The organism is Nonomuraea sp. NPDC059194, from assembly GCF_042754765.1.
In the GTDB taxonomy this organism is placed as follows: domain Bacteria; phylum Actinomycetota; class Actinomycetes; order Streptosporangiales; family Streptosporangiaceae; genus Nonomuraea.
This window is the reverse complement of record NZ_JBHZBH010000050.1, coordinates 20,527-40,651: the sequence shown is the minus strand read 5'-3', so window position 1 is coordinate 40,651 and position 20,125 is coordinate 20,527. Positions and strand designations below refer to the sequence as shown.

Sequence of the window (20,125 nt, the reverse complement as noted above, 5' to 3'; positions counted from 1 at the left end):
CGACCATGCGCAGAGTGTGGCTCATCGTCGGCGGCGTGTTCGCGTTCGTCACCGCCGTCGGCACGGGTCTGGCGTTCGGCCTCAACGTCCCCACCCCCGACGAGTCGGCGAACACTTCCCTGATCTCCACCAGCACGAAGGAGACCGCCGAAAGCGTCTACGATCTCACCGTCCCCGAGGTGACCGTCGACGCGGCGGGCGAGGTCGATATCAAGGTCGTCCAGGGCCGGGACGGCCGGCTGGCGATCAGGCGGGAGTCCACGTGGGCCACCGGCCCCCGCCATCAGGAAGAGTCATGGAACGGCCGGTGGTTGCGGGTCGGCTTCTTCTGCGAGACGCCGGGGTGTGGCGCCGTCTACACGCTCGCGGTCCCCGAGGGCACCACGGTGGTGCTGGTGGGCAAGCCCCGCTCGCTCACCTGCCCGCCCAGGACCTGCACCGACCTCTGACGGCGCCTCGTCCCGCGGCGCGGAGCACCGGCCTCTGACGGCACCGGCCCCATTCCGTGGCGCGGCGACGGGATGGGGCCGGTCCGGTCAGCAGCCATGCGGCGGCGCGGGCCGGGGTCGGATGGTGACGTTTGCGGCCCGCGTCAGCGGATGCGGCGGCGCAAAGCCGGGTCGATGGCGACGTTGCGGCCCGCGTCGGGCGGCACGATGACCTCCTGACCGGCCGCGACTCCCCCGGCCAGCAGCGGCACGTCGACCGGCACGGTCCGCTTGACCAGCGCCAGCGCGATCGGCCCCAGCTCGTGGTGGCGAGCCGACGAACCGACGAAGCCCACCTCCTGCCCGTCGAGCACCACCGGCGCGCCGTGCGGAGGCAGGGTGTCGACGCTGCCGTCGAGGTGCAGGAACACCAGGCGGCGCGGCGGGTGACCCAGATTGTGGACGCGGGCGACCGTCTCCTGGCCGCGGTAGCAGCCCTTGGAGAGGTGGACGGCCTCGCCGATCCAGCCCACCTCGTGGGGGATCGTCTTGTGGTCGGTGTCGAGCCCGAGCCGCGGCCGGTGCCCCTCGATGCGCAGCGCCTCGTAGGCCCACAGCCCGGCCAGGGGCTTGCCCAGGTGCTCGGCCAGCTCGGCGCGGGGCACGAGCACGTCGCCCTCGGCGGTCGACAGCACGGCCAGCTCCTCGACGAGCGACACCTCCACCCTGAGCATGAACCGCATGCGGTCGAGGTAGTCGATCAACGCGGCCGACGCGCCGGGCTCCACGTGGGCAAGCACGGCCTCGCCGTCGTCGATGAGCGTCAGATGGTGCTCCACCCTGCCCTGCAGGTCGAGGATCAGCGTCTGGGCCCACCCGCCCGGCTGGAGGTTGTCGAGCTTCTGCGAGGTGAGGTCGTTGAGCCATTGCAGCCGGTCGGCCCCGGCGATCCGCACGATCTCACGATTGCTGCGGTCGACGACCGCCTCGCCCTTCAGCAGCGCGCGCTGCTCGGCGAACAGGTCACCGTAATGTGCGGCGACGTCGGCGTCGGGGGCCTCGGCCGCGACGGCGCCGGGGAGATCCAGCAGAGGGCTACGCATGCCGTCAGGCTACCCGGCAGTTACGGCAACGGCCGAAGACGGTCAGGTGTCGCACGTCGGTCTCGAAACCCATCTCGTCATCGAGCCCCTTGACCAGCCCGTCGGCCAGCTCCAGGCGCACCTCGCTGACCTCACCGCAGTGCCTGCACACCAGGTGGACGTGGTCGGCCTCGGTGGCCAGGTGGTAGGTCGGCGCGCCATGGTTGAGGTGCGTGTGGGTGACCATACCGAGCTCTTCGAGCAGTTCGAGAGTGCGGTAGACGGTGGAGATGTTGACGCCGCGGGCCGTCTGCTGGACCTTCGCGCAGATCTCCTCGGGCGTGCCGTGCCCCAGTGTCTTGACCGCTTCGAGAACCAGCTGCCGTTGCGGGGTCACGCGGTAGCCCTTGGCGCGCAGTTCCTCGTGCCATGCCGTCTCGGTCATGTACCGAGTCTACGACCGCCGAATAATCGCTTGCCCGTTACCGAGCGCGCCACATAGCTTGAAGGCACGCGGAAAGGAGGTGGTCCTAACAATGGTGATTCATAGTTGGGCTAGCGAGGTGGCTGTCCGCTAGCGCGGAACCATCCGGACCAGGTCTGGAGGTCTCCCGCCGCAGAGGCGAATTTGAGGCAGCCACCGGGGCTCCGAGCAGCCGGAGGTCAGGGTTCGACCCTGGCTGTGGTCCATCCGGCCCGCTTGTTCCAAGCGGAGAAGGCTCGGGGCCCTTCCCATTTCCCGACGTTCCCAACGTCGAGCCGGTACGGCGCCGCGCCCGCCCGCGTGTGTCGCGCCCGCCGGGCAGGAGCCCGGCATGACGCAGGAGAACACGGCACGGTCGGAGCGCCGCGGTGTGGGTACGTGCCCGCCACGCAGGAGCCCGGCATGGCGCGGGAGAACACGGCACGATCGGAGCATCGCGGTGTGAGCGCGCGCCCGCGCGTGCCGTACAGGAGCACGGCACGGCTGGGGGCGCTGTGGTTTCAGTGCGCGCCGCGCGGCTCGATGCCGAGTTCGGCGCACGCCTCGTTGTAGAGGCGGACCACCGCGAGTCGTACCTGGGGCCGCTCGGTCAGCGTCTCGCCCCACGGCACGCGCACGCGCTCGCCGCCGTCGATCGTGAACTCGATCGCCTCGGCGTCCACGTCGCTGGTCGTCGCGGTCGTCGCCGCTGGGCGCCCGCCGAGCGCCCGCACGATCAGCAGGCCGTCGTCGGCGTGGTCGTCGTTCATGTGCCGCTTGATCGCCTCGACGACGTCGGGCGTGAACGGGTTGCTCATGCCACCTTCTTCAGCTCAGCGGACATGTGGGACGTCAGCTCAACCCCCTCGGCGGCCATGTCGTAGGCCCACATGAGGTTGCCGTTGACCAGGCCGTAGAGGCGGTGCCCCGCCGAGTACTCCTTCGAGGTCGTCGTGCGGGCGACCACGTCGGTGCGCAGCTCGATCTTGTGGAACACCACCTCTCCGACGTAGATCTCGACGATGCCCGTCGGGTGGGCGAGCAGGACCTCCAGCTGGCGGTCGGGCTGCTGCCGCCAGTAGCCGGTCTCGGTGGCCAGCGGGCGCACCTTCGCGCCGGACTCGTCCAGCAGCCAGGTGCGGCTGACGTAGGTCAGGAACGGCTTGCCGTTGTGGCCGAACTCGATCTCCTGGCCGAAGTTGAAGCTGTCGATCGTCGGGTAGCCGCCGACTCCCGCGCCTTCCCACCTGCCGAGCAGCCAGGCGATCGGCTCGAGGTCGGGATGCACTTCAGGTTCTTCCATGTCAAGCAAGCCTAGGCCGTCCCGGCACCTCCCTGGAGAGGACCTCACCCTCTGGATAGGCCCGCGAGCAACGTGCTCCGGTGCACCGAGGCAGCACAGAACCCGGCCGGGTCCGGTGCGCCGAGGCGGTGCGGAACACGGGCCGGAGGCGGACGTCAGGCCCGAGGCGGTACCGAAGACCGGCCGGATGCGGACGTCCGGCGCGGATCGGTCTAGGCTGACGAATATGGCACGATCACTGGTCATCAAGGTGACCGCGGGGGCCGACGCCCCCGAGCGATGCAACCAGGCGTTCACGGTCGCCGCCGCCGCGCTGGCGAGCGGTGTGCCCGTCTCGCTGTGGCTGACGGGCGAGGCCTCGTGGTTCGCCCTTCCCGGCAGGGCCAAGGAGTTCAGCCTGCCGCACGCCGCCCCCCTGCAGGACCTGCTCGACGCCGTGCTAGCCGCGGGCCGCGTCACGGTCTGCACCCAGTGCGCGGCCCGGCGGGAGATCACCGTCGACGACCTCATCGAGGGCGTGCGCATCGCGGGAGCGCCCGCGTTCGTCGAGGAGGCCGTGGCCGAGAACGCGCAGGCCCTCGTCTACTAGCGGCGGCGTCAGCTGGACATGACCGCGTCGAGCCGTTCCTTGCGGAGCCTGTCGTACCAGCCGTCGTCGATCGGCGAGAGCGGGCCGCCCGTCGCCCAGCCGAGCAGCAGGTCGGCCAGCGCGGGGTTGCGGGCCAGCGCCGGCCCGTGCAGGTAGGTGCCGATGACGTGCCCGGCGTAGCACCCCTCGAACCCGTCGCCGTTGCCGACCCCGGCCAGCGTCCGCGACAGCGGCTTGACACCAGGGCCCAGGTGGGTGACGCCCATGTGGTTCTCGAACCCGGTCAGCGTCGGCAGGTTGAGCGCGGTGTCGACCTCCGCCACCAGCTCGCCCACCGCCCGGGCGGGGCCGCGTGAGCTGGCGATGTCGAGCAGGCCGATGCCGTCGACGGGCTGCCCCTCCTCGCCGCCGAACGTGCTGCCCATGATCTGGTAGCCCGCGCAGACCGCCAGCATGGCCGCGCCGCGGGCGATCGCCCGGTGCAGGCCGCCGTCCTTGCGCAGCCGCTGGGCCGCGAGGATCTGCGGCCGGTCCTCGCCGCCGCCGATCAGGTAGATGTCGCCGCTGTCGGGGACGGGGTCGGACGAGCGCACGTGGATCGTCTCGACCGCGATGCCCCTCTTGCGGGCCCGCTGCTCCAGGACGAGCACGTTGCCCTGGTCACCGTACGTGCTGAGCAGGTCGGGGTAGATCCAGACCAGGCGCAGGGCGCTGTCAGACGGCACGGCCGAACTCCGATCGGATCTGCTGGAAGGCGGTGTAGTTGGCGATCACGTCGAGCCGCCCTGGCGGGATCGCGTTGAACGCCTCGGCGAAGGTGCCGCACAGCTGGAACGGCACCTCGGCGACGTCGAGCCGGAGGGCCAGGTCGAGGCGGCGTTCGCCGGTGATGTAGACGGGACGGCCGCGCAGGATGCGGTAGTCGACGTCCCACAGCCACGAGGTGTCGCGCCCGTCGGGGCCCTGCGCGTTGACCGACAGGATGATCGGCAGCGAGGGGTCGGAGACGTCGAACGCCTCCAGCCAGCCCGCCGGGTTCTTCGACAGCAGCAGCCGCGCCGCCCTGCCGTCCCGCTGGACGGTGGTGTAGCGGCCGGCGACCGAGGTGACCTCACGCAGCCGCGGCAGCGCCGACTGCACGTGCAGCCCGAACGCCTCGGCCACCGCCAGCGCCATCGCGCCGTTGGACCGGTTGGCCAGGCCCGGCAGTTGCAGGTCGAGCACCCAGCGGTGGCCGCGCGGGTCGATCACCGCGTCGTCGTCGAGCACCCAGTGGGGCTCGGGCCGGTGGAAGGTGCACTCGCGGCACGCCCAGTCGGCGGCGTCGCGGACGGTCGCCTGGCCCGCGGGCCCGCCGTCCCCCCACGCGCTTTTCTGCCCCGGCCGGTCGAGCGGGCCGCCGCACTCGGGGCAGCTCCAGGAGTCTTCCTTCCAGCGCTGACCGCCCGCGACCCAGGTGACCTTGGCGGCGGTGGAGGCGCCCCAGGTGACCAGCGGGTCGTCGCAGTTGGCGATCACGTGGGTGGGCTTGCCCGACAGCGCCCTGCGCCACTTCTGGGCCAGCAGCCAGATCTCGGCCGCTCTGTCCATCTGGTCGCGGCTGAGGTTCATCAGGCAGACGACGCTCGCGCCGGTGGTCTCCAGGACCTCGGGCAGGTATTTCTCGTCGACCTCGAGCACGCCGTACGGCGCGGCCTTGTTGGCCGACAGCGCCGAGACGTGGCCGGCGGGCATGTTGGCGCCGAACGCGTTGGTGGCCACCTCGCCCAGCTCGGTCAGCGCCGAGGTGATGAGGCGGGTCGTGGTCGTCTTGCCGTTGGTCGCGCTGACGAGCGCGAGCTTGCGGTCCCTGGCCAGCTGCTTGAGCAGGTCAGGCTCCAGCACCAGGCCGACGCGCCCGCCGATCACGGACCCGTCACCACGCCCGGTGACCCTCGACAAGGTGGCGGCGGTGCGCCCCAGAGCACTCGCGAGCTGGGCCCGCAGCGGAAGCTGGGTCATGCTGACCGATCCTAGTGGGTGGCGGTGCCCAAACGGGTGGGCACCGCCACCCGGCGGCTAGACCAGGTCGGGGAAGGCGATCTCGGCGGGGCCCTCGCCGTCGAACGGCAGGACGAAGCGGCGCGGCCACGACAGCACCCCTTCCAGCCAGCCCGCCCCCATGGTCTGCCCCACGTGCCTGATCCTGGCCGAGGGTTCGACGCCGACCGCGACCCTGCCGATGTCGCGCTGCACGCCCGAGTTCTCGTCGTCGCCGAGGATGACCCGCCAGGCCAGCGCCCTGTTGTGGTCCATCTCCATCGACAGCGGATGGTGCCGCAGCGCCTTGGCCCTGTGACCGAGCAGTTCGCTCGACGCCGTCCCGCCGAACAGCGCGTACTCCATCGGCGGTGCGGGGCTGCGCAGGTCGGGCGCGGGCCTGCCGTACGGGAAGAGCCTGTCGACCTCGTGCAGCCAGCGCACCTGCGGGATCACCCACGAGGGCCCGGGACGTTCGCCGCCCGGCTCGACCGCGCCGAGCAGCCGGCCGGCGCTCTCGGCCGCCTTCTCGGTCAGCAGCGCGGGGTCGAACCAGCTGCGCAGCGACCACGCGCGCCGGGTGACGGCCCGCTCGATGAGCGTCGCCAGCAGGCACTCCCTGCGCCGCGCGGGCAGCTCGTTCCACGTCGCCGCCAGGTGGCGCGGCACTCCGGGCAGCGGACGGTTGCTGACGTAGGCGAGCACGACGGTGTCGCTCCAGATGCGCAGCCACGCCCATTCGGGCGCGTCCGCCAGCAGGTCGGCCTCCCGCAGCTCGACCAGCGTGCAGGCCTGTCCGGTACGGCACTGCGCCCCGCACGCCGCCGACCTGCGCCCCCTGATCGGCGGCGGCGGCCCTGAGACGGCGGCCTCCCTGTCCTCGCCCAGCGGCACCTGGATCCGCAGCGGCCGGTCCATCCCGTCGGCGAAGACGGCGGCGACGCCCGGCCGCAGGGAGACGACCTGGCGCGACTGCTCGTCGTCGAGGTTCATGGCCGCGCCGACCAGCGCCCTGTCGTCGGCGGCGGGCAGCCGGTGGACGACCTTGAGCGCGGTGTTCTTGACCACGTCGGGGATGAGCTTGGTGGGGATCTGCTCGGCCACGACCAGGCCCGAGCCGTAGGCCCTGATCTCGGCGAGCATGCCCGCCAGCAGTTCGACGGCGTGGGTGGAGGCCCGTCCCGCGCCCCTGTCGCGCAGCAGCCGGTGCGCCTCCTCGATCACGATCACGTGCCGGAGGTCTCCGGATTTTTCGTGACGTGCCCGCATCCGGAGGTGTTCGACGATTCTGATGATCAGCGTCCCCATGAGGAATGCCTTGTCCTCGTCGTTGGCCACGTCCTCGATCGCCAGCACGACGTTGCGCTGGAGGAGCCCGCCGATGTCGGCGGGGTGGCCGCCCTCGAAGAAGCGTCCGGCCGAGCCCACCCGCAGCGACCGCAGCCGCAGCGAGATGAACCCCTCGACGTCGGCCTGGACCTCGCGCCCGTAGCCGATCTCCTGGATGACGGCCATGGCGTGCTGCTGGAGCTGCTCCAGCGTCGGCACCGACGGCGGCACCTTCGACCCCGGCACGGCGCCGCCGGTGACGACGTCCCAGCCGTTGGCCTCGTAGACGCGCTGCAGGGCCATGGACATGATCTGCGGGAACGGCTCCTCGGCGTCGAAGGCCGCCATGAACAGCGCCCGCACCATGTCGATGTGCGCCTGCACGGGGTAGCCGGGCTCGGGTTCGAGCGGGTTGACGCTGAACGGCACCGCGTCGGGCGCCGACGGGTTGATCACCGTCACCGGCTCGGCGACGCGGCCCGCCATGGCGGCGTACTCCGACTTGGCGGGCTCGATGGCCAGCCAGGGGATCTTGACCGCGCTGAGCCGTTCGAGCAGGTGCCGTACGGTCTGCGACTTGCCCGAGCCGGTCGCGCCGGTGACGAAGGCGTGCCGGTTGAGCGTGGCCAGCGGCACCCCGAACGAGCCCACCGCCCGGTCCTGCCCGTCGAGGACGGCGCCCAGGTCGAGCTCGCCCGACGCCTCCGACGTGACGTCGAAGTACCCGGCGTCGAGCACCCGCACGCCCGGCACCTCGCGCCTGGGCAGCCCGGCCAGCGCGGCCAGGGTCCCCGCCGTCGCCGCGAACGGCACCGAAGCGCCGTCACCCGCGTCGTGCATGCTCGCACCGAGGGCCTCCCGCAGGGAGCAGGCGGCGGGCAGGGCGCTGCGCAGCCGGTAGGGGTGGTGGCCCAGCTCCACCGAGCCGACCAGAACGGGTGCGATCTGCCGCAGGTCCTCGTGACCGGCCGCGCCTGCCAGCACCCTGACGTTCCACAGCCCGGCCTCGCGGAAGGCGTCGAGCTCCTGCATGCGCCGCTCGGCGCGCTCGACGTCGAACCTGGAGCGTTCGGAGGCCTCGCCGTACTGTCTGAGCACGTTGAGCTGGGTGCGCAGGTGCGCCACCTCGGTGTCGAGCAGGCCGGTCGGCTCGGCGACCACCAGCCAGGCGAACGGCCGCGCCATCAGCGTGACGAGCGTCGACTCGAACAGGGTCGGCTCGGACGGGCCGCTCTCCCTCCTGTTGTTCAGCGGAGGGGCCTGCCGTCCCGGGCACGGCACCCACACCAGGTCGTCGAGGTCGGCCAGATAGTCGTCGGCCAGCCGCTCGCCCCGCGCCCCTCCGGGGAACAGCAGCGGCTCGACGGGGTCGCGCGGCGACAGCGGCCCCGCGTTGGTGATCAGTTCGAGGGGGGCGCCGCCGCCGCGCGACACCCAGCCGATGACGAAGGAGCTGTCACGCTGCGCGGCGGACAGGACAGCGGGCAGCACGGCGACGAAGTCGGACTCCGCCGACGAGCTGCGGGCGGGCGCGGCGATGGACTGGATGCGATACCACGGACCACTCAGCACGTCGTTACCTCCTGGGGTGGGAAACGTGTGCGTGTGGACGACAGAGGTGGAGGAGGGTCTGCGGCACACGTTCCTCTTAGGAAAGTCCGCCGATGATCAAGGTGCCACCCCCGAATTGACCATCCCATTACCCCTTCTTCCGCCAGTCGAGGCGTGGCGGGGGTGGGCCGAGGTTGGGCGGCGGCTCCTCCGGCTCGACCGTGCCGCCCATGCCGAGCACCGCCTCGCGGACCTCTTCGAGCTCGCCGAGCGTCGTTCTGGGGAAGGTGAGGATCGCCGGGTTGGCGTCGGCCAGCCGTACGCGGCGGCCGTCGGCGGTGGCGTCGGTGACGATCACCGACGTGGTCGGAAGCTGCTGCAGCCGGTGCGGCTCGACGAGGAACTCGCGCGAGCGCTGCAGGACGCGCTCCTTCTCGCCGAGCTGGTCGGCGGTTCTGCCCCACTCGGTGGACTCGGTGATGTCTTCCTTCAGGTCCGTACGGCTCTCGCCGCGCTCCTCGGTGCTGTCCTCCTCCACCTGGTCGATCGTGGAGGTGTAGGGGGTGCCGTTGAGCCCGGCCACGGAGGCGCTGATCGTCTCGGTGAGCTGGGCGAGCTCCAGGCGGTGTTCGGTGCCGACGTGCTCGCTGGCCACGCGGGCGTCCTCGGCGTTGCCCAGCCGCATGAACGCCACGGCCGCGTGCCCGCGCCCCAGCCGCTCGCGCACGGTCGGCGTCAGCGACCTGTAGGTGAGCACCAGCCCCGTCCTCGACGTCTCGCACGCGTCCATGAGCCGGTCGAGCACGTCGCCGCGCAGCTTGTCGGCGCCCGCGACGATGATCGTGTGGTACCAGGGCCGGTCGGAGGCGGGCGACTGGCGCAGGATGTGGGTCAGCGCGGTGGCCACGTACGTGCCGAGCACGCGGTTGCCGAACACGCCCGCCTGGCGGTCCATGCTCACCACCCGCAGGCGCGCGGGCGGCAGCCGTACCGCCTCGGTGCCGAGGGTTTCGAGCTTGCGCAGCTGCGACTCCAGCGCCCACGCCCGCTCGATGACCACGCGGTCGCTGACGCCGCGCCCGAACATGGTGCCGATGCGCTCCAGTTGCTCGGCGGTGATCAGCCCGAACTCGAGGTCGTCGCGCGGATCGCCCACCTGGGCCAGCGCCCGCAGCGCGGCCGTCACCTGGGCGATCGTGGCGTTCTCGCCGAGCACGTCGAGCACCCGCTCGAGGATCGCGTTGTCGAAGCTGAGGTCGCGCGTCGTGCGGTGCTCCTCGCTCACGCTCACCACGTGCGCCAGCACGTCGGCGAACGCCTCGGGCTTGAGCGTCGCGCCCAGGTCGAGTTTGGGCAGGTCGACGGGCAGCACCCACACCAGCGGGTCGTCGCCGCCCCTGCGGGCCAGCTCGATCAGGTCCTTGGCGATCGCGCCCTCCGACAGGTCGAGCACGGTCAGGTGGCCACCGCTGTAGAGGCGCGTGGCCCCGAGCAACGTCACCAGCGCCGACCAGCCGGGCAGCGTGCCGCCCGCCACGTCGACCCGGTCGATCTCGTCGGGTACGGCAACCGCGTACCAGGTCAGCTGCCTGTCGTGGCGGTCCTTGAGCTCCTGCCAGCCGCGGTAGCGCTCGGCGTGCTCCTCCTGGGCCCTGAACAGCTCCTTGTCACGTTCCTGCCGGAGCCGGTCGTCCCTGGCCTGCTGCTCCCGCACCCGGTAGCGGACGGCCCTGTCGCCCTGGAGCACGGCGTAGCTGCAGATGCCCGCGACCCCGCCCGCCGCGACCAGGCCGATGATCGCGAACGACCACTTGAGCGCGCCCGCGATCGCGGCGGCCAGAATGACGACGGCCAGCACCGCCATGAACGTCCGGAAGATCTTCACCGGGCGGTTGAGCAGGTCTTCCTGCATCCGCTCCCTGCGCACCAGCTCGGGATCAGGCGTGGCCGCCTGCGGCGGCTCCACGACGGGCGAGGGGCGTTTGGGCGGCGGTCCCGGATCTGGGTGCAGCAGGACGTACTGCCAGCCCAGGTAGATGCGATCCGCCTGCAGCTGCGCCTGCTCGGGATGCACGTCCGCCACGTGACCCTCCGGCCGCCCTATTCGTTAGTAGTGCCCCAGCCTACGAGTTCGGCGGCCGATTCCGGCAGGGTTCCCGCCAATTCCACCGGCGGATGGGAGTATTGCGGCGGATGGTACAGACGTGACCTATTACCATCGTTGCCCATGACGGAACCCTCCTCCGAGGACGACAGGCCACGACGCCCGATCCTGGTGCCCGCGGTGGGTTTGGTCCTGGCCACCGGACTGGGCATCACCGCCCTGCTCGGCGGCCTGAACGAGGCTCCCGACCCGAAACCGCCGGCGCTCAAGCTCGCCACCGACATCGACCAGGGGCAGTTCAAGACGCAGTTCGTGGAGAGCAGGGTGACTGTCGTGCAGCCTGACACGTCCTTCGGCGACCCCAAGCGTTTCCTCGAGGTCGAGGCGAAGGTGACGAACGAGGGCGACGAGACCGCCATGGTGGGATCGGCGTTCACGTCCACGCTGCTGAAGATGACACCGGAGATCAAGCCGAAGTACGGCGTGATCACCATCGTGCCCACGCAGAGCGGGCCGAGCGAGCTACTCCAGCCAGGGGTCCCGACGAAGGTCCTGGTCCGCTACGAGCTGGAGCCAGGCGTCAAGCCACCGGACACGATCACGATCGACGTCGGGAGACGTGATTATCTGAAGGCCGACTGGGCCCCCGCCTACGGCTGGGTGACCGCCAAGGAGGAGAAGGACGACAAGCAGGTGCCCGTCGTCCTGGGTCAGATCACGCTGCCCGTGAAGCCGGAGGCCCGGTCATGACCGCCACCGACCAGCGCAGGTCCCCGGCGGCTCCACGTCAGTCGCGTCGGGCCGCCCGCAGAGGTGGCTCCAAGGTGCTCAATGCCGTCATAGGCCTGGCCCTGGCAGGCGGCGCCATTGGCATCCAGACCCTCATGCTCGGCTCGAGGGAGCTCGACGCCCCGCTGACCTACACGGGCAGTGTCAAGGACGACGTCGAGACGGCTCGTTTCTCCGCCAGGGTCGACGGGGTCTCCTCCGCCCGCGCCATCCAGACGAAAGACAAGACGATCGAGGCGGGCAAGGATCAGGTCTTCCTCGTGGTGCGGGCGGCGGCCACCGTGCCGAAGGAACCGCAGCACCTCAAACCGGCCGAACTGATCACGGACGACGGCAAGCGCTTCACCGCCTCGGACCGGATCGAGAAGTCGAAGACGCTGGCCCACCCGTGGATCCAGCCCGGCTGGTGGATGTCGGGCCTGTTCGTGTTCGAAGTGCCCGCCTCCGCCCTTCCCGGAGCGAGAGCCGTCTTCTCCCTCCCCATCTATGAGCCGCACCCGCCGGAGGTCGAGATCGATCTCGGGCTGGACGACGCGGCGGCTCAGCGGCTCTTCACCGCGCCCGAGGACGTCTACCAGTTGGGAGACAAGCGATGACCGACTGGTTCTCCCCCTCTTCCGGGCAGCAGCGCCCCCAGCAGCCGATGCCTCCGCGCCCCCAGCGCCGACAGCCTCCCGCTCCGCAGCAGCGGCCCGTCCCCCCTGACCACCAGGTGTGGCCGCCCGTGCCGCCGAACCACGACCCGGTTGGCAGCTCGACGCAGCCGCTGCCCGTTGTTCCCAGCGCCGGTCCACTGCCCCAGCGCCCTCCGCAGCCTCCCGTTCCCCCGTCCGAGCCGCCCACCGGCGCGACGGAGGCCCCCCAAGCTCCACCGCCCAAGCGCCCCCGCCTGCTCCTCCAGGGCATTGGCGCGGTCGCGGCGCTCGCCGTCGCCATCGGCGCACCCACCTTCGACCACTACCTGGAGTACAAGACCATTCAGCGCGACAGCACCATCCACGCGGTCGCGGCAGGCCAGGAGATCACCTTCGAGCACGTCACGTGGAAGGTGTCCTACGCGACCATGCAGGCACCTGCGGGCACCAAGCACAACACGCCCGACAAGCAGTGGCTCAGGATCGACATCACCAGGAAGGCCGTCGACAAGGACGGCGCGCAGCTGACGGGCCAGCCGGAGGTGCTGCTCAAGGACAGCGCGGGCAGGGCCTGGGAGTTGGAGACGCTCGACGACAAGTCGCCGGCCGACCACGTGGTCGGCGAGAGCTACGTGACGACGAAGGTCGCCATCGTGCCGTCGGTCGTGGCCAAGGAGGTGGAGCTGGAGCTGCGCCCCAACTCCTACCGCTCGGACACGTCGATCAAGGACCTCATGAAGCCCACGGACCCCGCCGCCGACGACGACATCCTGAGGTTCAGGCGTTGATCGCCTGACCGCTGATCCTGGCCCTGGTAGCCGCGATGTCGAAGGTCGCGGCCAGCAGGCACATCGTCAGCGTGGTCACCAGCAGGTTCTTCACGAAGAGGATCGGCTGCCCGATGACCATCCACGAGTAGGGCGTAGCCGGGTCGATCAGCGTGCGGACGCCCCTGTCGGCGTAGTCGGCGCCCAGTCGCAGGCTCACGTACAGGACGCACATGAGGCCGAAGAGCGGAGCGCCGCCCTTGATGGTCAGCCTGAAGGTATTGATGAGCGGGATCCAGCGCCCCGTGAAACCGCCTGTCACGCGGTTGAACGAGCGCTGGGTGACATCGTGCGACTGCTCCAGCCGGTCGACGCCCTGTTCGAGTCGACGGAGGCCGAGCACCGCCGAACGGGTGTCCTCGCGGAAGGCGCCGAAGACGAGGATGGCGATGGTCAGCCAGGTCAGCGGCACCAGCAGGGCGTCCACCAGGTACGGCCAGATCTCGCCGACGGTGCGCCAGAAGACTTCCCAGCCGGGCACGTTCTCCTTGGCCTGCTTCCACAGCTCGCCCGAGTCGGCCACGATCTTCCGGTGCCCCACCCAGTCGGCGCGCAGCGCGGCGAGGGTCACTGTCGCGTTCAGGCCGAAGAAGAAGAGCGCGAACTCCGACAGCGCCGACGCCACGCCCGCGGCCTTGCCCTCGCCGCGCTCGACCATGCGGTTGAAGAGCCACCTGAGGCCGATCGCCACGACCATCGCGGCCAGCGACACTCGCCAGTCGAGGTCGGTCAGCCCGATCCCGGCTGTGGTGACCGCTTCCTTCCCCTCGGCCGTGGCGGCCCAGATCGGCCGCCAGAAGTTCTCGTCCTGGTTGTGCAACCAGTCCATCTGGACGAAGTCCTGGGCGTCGCGCCTGACGAAGCCCCACGTCAGATAAATGGCGGCGAAGGCGGGGGCGATCCGGTCGAGGGCCGCCCAGAACCGTTCGGGTTCTCCTCCTCGCGCCGCCGTCTCCCATAGCGCGCCGCGCAGGCTGTAGAGCATCCCCGCGGTCGTCACCATGGCCAGCATGACCACGAGCGTCATCACCGCGATGGTCGCCACCAGGCGTGCCTGGCGGAAGTCGCCGTGGGAGATCTCGGTGCCGAGGTAGAGCAGGCCGAACCTGACGGCCTCCCCCACGGAGAACCACAAGATCAAGGGCAGCGCGCACTTACCCGCGAGGCGTAGCGCGTGCAGGGGCAACGAGAACGGCGACGGCATCCGCTGGGCCGGCGTGGGCGCAGGTCGGGGTGGTGCCGCCACACCTGACGATCCTGACATCTGGTGAATCGTAGCGTCACAGGAACAACACCGGGAATGCGACGATGTAGTTGAGTGTTCAATCACCCATGAACGAGATCGAGCGCTACCGCTTCGCCGAGCGTCTCCTGGGGATGCGAGACCCCCTCGGCGCCCTGATGATGCTGGAGCCGCTGCTCGACGAGCACGGCGACGACCACGGCCTGCAGCTGCTCGCCGCGCGCGCCTACTACCACTCCGCCCAGCTGGGCAGGGCGCAGCAGACCCTCGACAGGCTGCTGGAGCGCGACCCGAGCGACCACTACGCCCGCTTCCTGCTCGGCAGGACACTGGAGCGCGCGAGCAGGCCGGACGAGGCGCTGCCGCACCTGCGCATGGCCGCGGCCATGCTCGCCGACCACGACTACCTCGACTCGGTCGGCAGGGTGGAGCGCAAGCTGGCCGCCTGAGCCCGCCGTACCAGCAGGTGCATGAGGCCGCCCGCGACCAGGCCCCAGAAGGCCGAGCCGACACCGAGCCAGCTCACCCCCGAGGCGGTGACCGCGAACGTGACGACCGCGCCCTCCCTGCCGTGGGGCCTGCCGTGGGGCTCGGTGAAGGCCGAGGAGAGCGCCGAGCCGAGCGCGCCGAACAGGGCGAGCCCGGCCACCGCCTCCACCAGGACGGGCGGTGACAGCAGGACGAAGGCGGCGGCCACGCTGGACAGCAGGCCGAGCCCGATCATCGACACGCCCGCGGTGACCGAGGCGATCCAGCGGCGCGCCGGGTCGGGCGCGGCCTCGGGCGAGGCGGCCAGGGCGGCGGTGATGGCGGCCAGGTTGACCGCGTGCCCGCCGAACGGTGCGCCGAGCGCCGAGGCCGCCCCCGTCGCCAGCAGGACGCCGCGCAGCGGCGGGCGGTAGCCGTACCCGGAAAGAACTGCCATTCCCGGCACGTTCTGAGCCGCCATCGTGACCAGGAACAGCGGCACGGCGATGCCGACCACCGCGGGCAGCGTGAAGACGGGGGCGGTCAACTCGACCACCGGCACCAGACTGAGGTTCGCGGGGGTGGCGGTGAGCGCGATGGCCGCCACCGCGGTGGCGAGCGCGCCCGGCACCGCCCAGGTGCGGGCGAAACGGTAGAGCAGCGCCCAGACGACGATCACCGGCCCCGCCAGGTACGGCACGGCCACCATGGCGTGCACCGGCGCGAGGCAGAGCTTGAGCAGCACGCCCGCGAGCATCGCGGCGGCGATCGGCCCGGGGATGGCGGCGATGGCGCGGCCCAGCCACGGCACCAGCCCGGCCGCCATGATGAGCAGACCGCACACGACGAACGCGCCCACCGCCTCGGCGAACCCGCCGCCGGCGGTCAGCAGGAGCGCCGCGCCGGGAGTGGACCACGCGATGGCGATGGGCATCCGGTAGCGCAGCCCGAGCACCACGGAGACCACGCCGACGGCGACGCAGAGCGCCATCAGCCCCGAGGCGGCCTGCCGCTCGTCGGCGCCGACCGCGCGCAACCCGGCGAGGACGACCGTGAACGAGCTGGCGAATCCGACCAACGCCGTCACCACACCGGCGACGATGGGTTGCGTGCGTTCCATATACGGAACGGTACCAGCTCGGGCAAGATGGTCTCATGGCAGCGGTGAGCGGCGACCCGCGCGAGGTCGGCAGGAAGGTGCGCAGCCTGCGCGAGGAACGCGGGATCTCGCTGTCGGAGCTGGCCAGGCGGGCGGGCGTGGGCAAGGCGACGCTGTCCGGCCTGGAGACCGGCACCCGCAACCCGACCCTCGACACGCTGTGGGCCGTCACCGCGCAGCTCGGCGTGCCCATCGCGGCGGTCGTCGGGTCAGCCATCGACGAGGTGGTGGTGCGCGGGGAGGCGGTCGAGGCCACGCTGCTGGAGGTGTTCGAGGACACGGGCGTCACCTACGAGCTCTACCGGATGCGGGTGCCGCCCGGCGCCACGCAGACCTCGCCCGCCCACCACGCGGGCGTGACCGAGCACATCACCGTCTTCTCCGGCACGCTCAGCGCGGGCCCCGCCGACGCGCCGCTGGTGGCCGGGCCGGGCGGCTACCTCACCTGGCGCTCCGACGTGCCGCACGGCTACACAGCCGTGGGCGAGGAGCCGGTCCTCGCCTCCCTGCTGATCCGCTACCCCGCCACGTAGACACCCCGCCCAGCTCCGCGTTCACGCCGCCATCTCGCCCGGCCTGCACGTACGGCACGCGCGGTAGCCCGCCGACTCCGCCTGGGCGACGCTGCGGAAGCCGTGCCGGTGCCGGGGCGTGATGCGCCTGGCGTTGTGGCAGGTGGGGAAGCACACGATGCCCGTGGTGTCGCTGGCCAGGTAGAAGACGTTCTCCCCCGCCATCCGGCGCAGCCCGTCGAGGTCCACGCCCTCCTCCCGCAGCAGCCGTTCCTTGGCCGCGCCGCCGAACACGTACTCGCCGACCACGCCGTCCGACCTGATCACCCGGTGGCAGGGCACCAGCAACGGCACCGGGTTGCGGGCCAGCGCGGTGCCGACCGCGCGCACGGCGCCCGGCCTGCCGATCTGGCGGGCGATCCACGCGTAGGGCCGTACCTCGCCGCGCGGGATCCGCTGGGCCGTGGTCAGCACATCTCGATGGAAGTCGCTCAGCTCCCGCAGGTCGAGCCGGAGCCCCGCGGCCTTCCCGGTGCGGAGCGCGGGCATCAGGCCCGCGGGCGGGCGGGCGCCCGGCAGCAGCGGCCTGCCGAAGCGGGCCCTGAACTCGGCGGCGAAGCCCTCGCCCGCGCCGGGGTCCTCGTTCCAGCGCAGGAAGGCGATGCCGTGGTCGGTGCTGGCGACGGTCACCTCGCCGAGCGGGCTCGGCACCCGCACCCAGCGGGCGGCGATCCTGTCGAGCAGTCCAGCGGGCGCGTCGGCGGACAGTGCGGCGAGCCCCGCGAGCAACGGATCATGGTTCATCTGGCCATCTCCCTCAGACGCTTGAGCCCCCGCGACACGTGCGACTTGACGGTGCCCTGCGGGAGGCCGAGCACCGTGGCCACCTCGCTGACCGGCAGGTCCACGACGTGTCTGAGCACGACCGCGGCCCGCTGGTCCTCCGGCAGGAGGCGCAGCAGGTCGGCCAGCTCGCCACCGGTCTCGTGCCGCTCGGCGGCGGCCTCCACGCCCTCGCCGGTGTCCACCTCGTCCACCGGCTCCTCCAGCAGTTCAGGCGGCGGGTGACGGACCCTCGACCGGACGCAGTTGCGCCACACGTTCATGAGGATCGTCATCAACCACGGACGCGGCTGCAGCGCGGCGATGCGCTCGCGATCGTAACCCGCCACCGCCCGGTAGGCGCGAAGGAACGCCTCCGCGGTCAGATCCTCGGCATCGGCCCACCGCCCGCTCAACCGCAGGGCGGTGGAGAAGACCAGGCCGCGATAGGCCCCGTACAGCTCGGCGAAGCCGCCGTCGACGTCGTCGAGCAGCGCCTTCCGCACCGGGTCCAGGCAGTCGAGTTGGTTCACGCCTCCTATAACACCGACATGCCATAGAACGTTGCGAAAACACCAGAAGGGGGTCACGTCCCGTAGGACGCGACCCCCTTCACGGGTGTCAGCGCGGTCAGACCGCGACGGCGAGCTGGGCGACCTCACCCAGCTTGGCCTGCACGGAGACGTCCCTGGTGACACCGCCACCCGCGATGATGCGGACGGTCCAGTCACCGGGAGCAGCGAAGAAGCGGAAGATGCCCTCGTCGGAGACGACGACCTCGCCGGTGAACTCGCCGGAGTGGTCGAGCAGCCGCGCGTAGGCGGTGCCGGCGCCGGTCACCACGCCCTGGATCACGGCCTGCGTCGACAGGTCGATCCCCGCGGGAAGGGCGACGGTCTGCTCCGGAGCGGCGCAACCCTGAGTAGTAACAGACATTAGCGGGCCTCCCCCAGCTCGATCGGCACGCCCACGAGCGAGCCGTACTCGGTCCATGAACCGTCGTAGTTCTTCACATTGGCCTGGTCGAGAATCTCGTGCAGCACGAACCACGTGTGCGCCGAGCGCTCGCCGATCCTGCAGTAGGCGATCGTGTCCTTGCCGAAGTCGACGCCCGCGCCCGCGTAGAGGGTCTTGAGGTCGTCGTCGGACTTGAACGTGCCGTCGTCGTTGGCCGCCTTCGACCACGGGATGTTGCGAGCCGTCGGCACGTGGCCGGCGCGCTGCGCCTGCTCCTGCGGAAGGTGCGCGGGGGCGAGCAGCTTGCCGGTGAACTCGTCGGGCGAGCGCACGTCGACCAGGTTGAGCTTGCCGATCGCCGCGACCACGTCATCGCGGAAGGCGCGGATGGCGGTGTCCTGCTCCTGCGCCACGTAGCTGGTCGCCGGGCGAGCGGGGACGTCGGTCACCAGCTCACGCGAGTCGAGCTCCCACTTCTTACGACCGCCGTCCAGCAGCTTGACGTTGGAGTGACCGTAGAGCTTGAAATACCAGTACGCGTAAGCGGCGAACCAGTTGTTGTTACCCCCGTAGAGCACCACGAGGTCGTCGTTCGAGATGCCACGCTCGGACAGCAGCGCCTCGAAACCCGCCTTGTCGACGAAGTCACGACGGACGGGGTCCTGCAGATCGGCCTGCCAGTCGATCCTGACAGCGTTACGGATGTGGCCCTTGGCGTAGGCGCTGGTGTCCTCGTCGACCTCGACGAGCACGACATTGGGCGAGTCGAGGTTGGCCTCGACCCAGTCAGCATCCACCAGGGCGGCGGAGCGGCTCATTGGTGAACCTCCATTGTGGCAGCGGGCAGAAGACGGCGAATCATCAAGTACATCTCGCAGCCGAGGCAGAGACCGAAGGCTGCGTTGAGGAAGGCGGCGAGGAGAGCCGCCGCCGTCGCCCCGAGGGCGAGCGGCATGATCCCGGTGACGAATCCGATCAGCCCCGCGACCGCGAAGACCAGACCGACCGCCTGCGCGAACCGCGGTGGGCGGGCGTCCTCCGTCTTCGTCGGCGGACTCCTGAAGAGCAGCTTGTACGGCGAGCGACCGGCCACACCGAGAACGAACACCACCGCCTGGGCCGCGAGCAGCCAGGCGCTACCCGTCACCAGGACGAGAGCGAGCACAAGGGTGGTGATGGCCGCGCCGAGGCGCAGGACTCTGGGATCGGCACGCATCGCAGGATGCTCCTGAAGGGTCGGATGGGGGCGGACCTGAATGTCCGCGCGAGACCGTCCTCAGGCAGCGCGACAGAGCGCGGTGGTCACGCGGCAGAAATCAACCGCGCGCCGCTTCGTCAGCAGCTCTGTCGTGGGGTTCATGGCGACGACATTACCTGTCGTCTCGCCGTCTGTCACTTCTCGTCCGGGTCGTGAGACACGATCGGTGCCAGAACCGCGATCACGTCGGCCTTTCTGGGTTGCCCCGACGCCTTCTTCACGACGTTTCCCGCCCGGTCGAGAACCAGGACGGTGGGCGTGCGCATGATGTCGAGCTCGCGGACCAGGTCGAGCCGCGACTCGGCATCGATCTCCACGTGCGCGACGCCTGGCACCAGGCCGCTGACGTCCTCGAGCACGCGGCGGGTCGCCCGGCACGGCTGGCAGAACGCCGTCGAGAACTGCACCAGGGTGGCGCGCTCGCCCAGCTCGGCGCCGAGCGTGTCGGCCGTGAGCGTCTGCCCTGCTTCACGCATGCGTCCGTCGCGGCGCAGCTTCACCACCCCGATCACCGTGCCGAGCGCCAGCGTCGCCAGCACCACCCACCAGCCTGTCATCGCCAGGTGCAACCGCGGCCGCGCGAAGAT

General features: G+C 70.9%; 23 protein-coding genes. 7 read left to right on the top strand and 16 right to left on the bottom strand.

All coding sequences use genetic code 11. The features are described from left to right. Positions 1-5 precede the first annotated feature (5 nt). Positions 6-449: a hypothetical protein gene (locus ACFXJ8_RS38560; RefSeq protein ID WP_379649650.1), complete on the top strand. Its 444-nt coding sequence runs from the start codon at positions 6-8 to the stop codon at positions 447-449. Positions 450-592: 143 nt separating this feature from the next. Here ACFXJ8_RS38560 and ACFXJ8_RS38555 read toward each other — a convergent pair whose 3' ends face one another. The 4 genes from ACFXJ8_RS38555 to ACFXJ8_RS38540 form a co-directional block, all read right to left on the bottom strand. After that, complete coding sequence (locus ACFXJ8_RS38555) at positions 593-1,531, bottom strand: YgfZ/GcvT domain-containing protein (RefSeq protein WP_379649648.1); 939 nt, start codon at positions 1,529-1,531, stop codon at positions 593-595. A gap of 4 nt (positions 1,532-1,535) precedes the next feature. After that, entirely contained in the window at positions 1,536-1,955 is a 420-nt protein-coding gene (locus ACFXJ8_RS38550; RefSeq protein WP_379649646.1) for a Fur family transcriptional regulator, read from the bottom strand. Between the two features lie 539 nt (positions 1,956-2,494). Beyond that, complete coding sequence (locus ACFXJ8_RS38545) at positions 2,495-2,791, bottom strand: DUF2470 domain-containing protein (RefSeq protein ID WP_379649644.1); 297 nt, start codon at positions 2,789-2,791, stop codon at positions 2,495-2,497. Beyond that, positions 2,788-3,276 carry an FABP family protein gene (locus ACFXJ8_RS38540; RefSeq protein WP_379649642.1) on the bottom strand — a complete coding sequence of 163 codons (489 nt, stop codon included), beginning with the start codon at positions 3,274-3,276 and terminating at the stop codon, positions 2,788-2,790. The genes ACFXJ8_RS38545 and ACFXJ8_RS38540 overlap by 4 nt, the downstream gene beginning before the upstream one ends. Before the next feature lie 226 nt (positions 3,277-3,502). Here ACFXJ8_RS38540 and ACFXJ8_RS38535 point away from each other — a divergent pair, with 226 nt between their 5' ends. Further along, on the top strand, positions 3,503-3,865 hold the full coding sequence (locus ACFXJ8_RS38535) for a DsrE family protein (RefSeq protein ID WP_379649640.1): 363 nt from the start codon (positions 3,503-3,505) through the stop codon (positions 3,863-3,865). Between the two features lie 8 nt (positions 3,866-3,873). Here ACFXJ8_RS38535 and ACFXJ8_RS38530 read toward each other — a convergent pair whose 3' ends face one another. The 4 genes from ACFXJ8_RS38530 to ACFXJ8_RS38515 all read right to left on the bottom strand — a co-directional run bounded on the left by ACFXJ8_RS38530 (position 3,874) and on the right by ACFXJ8_RS38515 (position 10,847). Continuing rightward, positions 3,874-4,590: a type 1 glutamine amidotransferase gene (locus ACFXJ8_RS38530; protein ID WP_379649638.1), complete on the bottom strand. Its 717-nt coding sequence runs from the start codon at positions 4,588-4,590 to the stop codon at positions 3,874-3,876. Next, on the bottom strand, positions 4,580-5,866 hold the full coding sequence (locus tag ACFXJ8_RS38525; RefSeq protein WP_379649636.1) for a MurT ligase domain-containing protein: 1,287 nt from the start codon (positions 5,864-5,866) through the stop codon (positions 4,580-4,582). The genes ACFXJ8_RS38530 and ACFXJ8_RS38525 overlap by 11 nt, the downstream gene beginning before the upstream one ends. A 57-nt stretch (positions 5,867-5,923) precedes the next feature. Beyond that, complete coding sequence (locus tag ACFXJ8_RS38520; RefSeq protein ID WP_379649634.1) at positions 5,924-8,785, bottom strand: ATP-binding protein; 2,862 nt, start codon at positions 8,783-8,785, stop codon at positions 5,924-5,926. A 127-nt stretch (positions 8,786-8,912) separates the two neighbouring features. Next, the gene (locus tag ACFXJ8_RS38515) at positions 8,913-10,847 is read right to left on the bottom strand and encodes a hypothetical protein (RefSeq protein ID WP_379649632.1); all 1,935 of its coding nucleotides are present in this window, start codon (positions 10,845-10,847) and stop codon (positions 8,913-8,915) included. 144 nt (positions 10,848-10,991) lie between these two features. Between ACFXJ8_RS38515 and ACFXJ8_RS38510 the strand changes: the two genes are divergently transcribed. The 3 genes from ACFXJ8_RS38510 (at position 10,992) to ACFXJ8_RS38500 (ending at position 13,080) form a co-directional block, all read left to right on the top strand. Then, positions 10,992-11,618, top strand: a complete 627-nt coding sequence (locus tag ACFXJ8_RS38510; protein ID WP_379649630.1) for a hypothetical protein — start codon at positions 10,992-10,994, stop codon at positions 11,616-11,618. Positions 11,619-11,692: 74 nt separating this feature from the next. Continuing rightward, a complete protein-coding gene (locus ACFXJ8_RS38505; RefSeq protein WP_379649628.1) occupies positions 11,693-12,253 on the top strand; it encodes a hypothetical protein in 561 nt (186 codons plus the stop codon). Then, entirely contained in the window at positions 12,250-13,080 is an 831-nt protein-coding gene (locus ACFXJ8_RS38500) for a hypothetical protein (protein WP_379649626.1), read from the top strand. The genes ACFXJ8_RS38505 and ACFXJ8_RS38500 overlap by 4 nt, the downstream gene beginning before the upstream one ends. Here the strand turns inward: ACFXJ8_RS38500 and ACFXJ8_RS38495 are convergent. Further along, positions 13,070-14,383 (bottom strand): hypothetical protein, encoded by a 1,314-nt coding sequence (locus ACFXJ8_RS38495; protein WP_379649624.1) that lies wholly within the window; start codon positions 14,381-14,383, stop codon positions 13,070-13,072. The genes ACFXJ8_RS38500 and ACFXJ8_RS38495 overlap by 11 nt on opposite strands. A 68-nt stretch (positions 14,384-14,451) precedes the next feature. On the opposite strand from ACFXJ8_RS38495, the gene ACFXJ8_RS38490 reads away from it, so the two are divergent. Continuing rightward, entirely contained in the window at positions 14,452-14,811 is a 360-nt protein-coding gene (locus ACFXJ8_RS38490; protein WP_379649622.1) for a tetratricopeptide repeat protein, read from the top strand. On the opposite strand, the gene ACFXJ8_RS38485 is transcribed toward ACFXJ8_RS38490, so the two are convergent. After that, positions 14,766-15,950, bottom strand: a complete 1,185-nt coding sequence (locus ACFXJ8_RS38485) for a benzoate/H(+) symporter BenE family transporter (RefSeq protein ID WP_379649620.1) — start codon at positions 15,948-15,950, stop codon at positions 14,766-14,768. The genes ACFXJ8_RS38490 and ACFXJ8_RS38485 overlap by 46 nt on opposite strands. 35 nt (positions 15,951-15,985) lie before the next feature. Between ACFXJ8_RS38485 and ACFXJ8_RS38480 the strand changes: the two genes are divergently transcribed. Beyond that, the gene (locus ACFXJ8_RS38480) at positions 15,986-16,522 is read left to right on the top strand and encodes a helix-turn-helix domain-containing protein (RefSeq protein WP_379649619.1); all 537 of its coding nucleotides are present in this window, start codon (positions 15,986-15,988) and stop codon (positions 16,520-16,522) included. A 21-nt stretch (positions 16,523-16,543) separates the two neighbouring features. Here ACFXJ8_RS38480 and ACFXJ8_RS38475 read toward each other — a convergent pair whose 3' ends face one another. The 6 genes from ACFXJ8_RS38475 to ACFXJ8_RS38450 form a co-directional block, all read right to left on the bottom strand. Next, positions 16,544-17,305 carry a methylated-DNA--[protein]-cysteine S-methyltransferase gene (locus ACFXJ8_RS38475; protein ID WP_379649618.1) on the bottom strand — a complete coding sequence of 254 codons (762 nt, stop codon included), beginning with the start codon at positions 17,303-17,305 and terminating at the stop codon, positions 16,544-16,546. Continuing rightward, entirely contained in the window at positions 17,302-17,856 is a 555-nt protein-coding gene (locus ACFXJ8_RS38470) for an RNA polymerase sigma factor (protein ID WP_379649616.1), read from the bottom strand. The genes ACFXJ8_RS38475 and ACFXJ8_RS38470 overlap by 4 nt, the downstream gene beginning before the upstream one ends. A 97-nt stretch (positions 17,857-17,953) precedes the next feature. Further along, entirely contained in the window at positions 17,954-18,259 is a 306-nt protein-coding gene (locus tag ACFXJ8_RS38465) for a DUF1416 domain-containing protein (RefSeq protein ID WP_379649614.1), read from the bottom strand. Continuing rightward, complete coding sequence (locus tag ACFXJ8_RS38460) at positions 18,259-19,098, bottom strand: sulfurtransferase (RefSeq protein WP_379649612.1); 840 nt, start codon at positions 19,096-19,098, stop codon at positions 18,259-18,261. The genes ACFXJ8_RS38465 and ACFXJ8_RS38460 overlap by 1 nt, the downstream gene beginning before the upstream one ends. Further along, entirely contained in the window at positions 19,095-19,496 is a 402-nt protein-coding gene (locus ACFXJ8_RS38455) for a DUF4395 domain-containing protein (RefSeq protein ID WP_379649610.1), read from the bottom strand. Before ACFXJ8_RS38455 ends, ACFXJ8_RS38460 begins: the two co-directional genes overlap by 4 nt. A 176-nt stretch (positions 19,497-19,672) precedes the next feature. Further along, positions 19,673-20,077: a TlpA family protein disulfide reductase gene (locus ACFXJ8_RS38450; RefSeq protein ID WP_379649608.1), complete on the bottom strand. Its 405-nt coding sequence runs from the start codon at positions 20,075-20,077 to the stop codon at positions 19,673-19,675. Positions 20,078-20,125 lie beyond the last annotated feature (48 nt).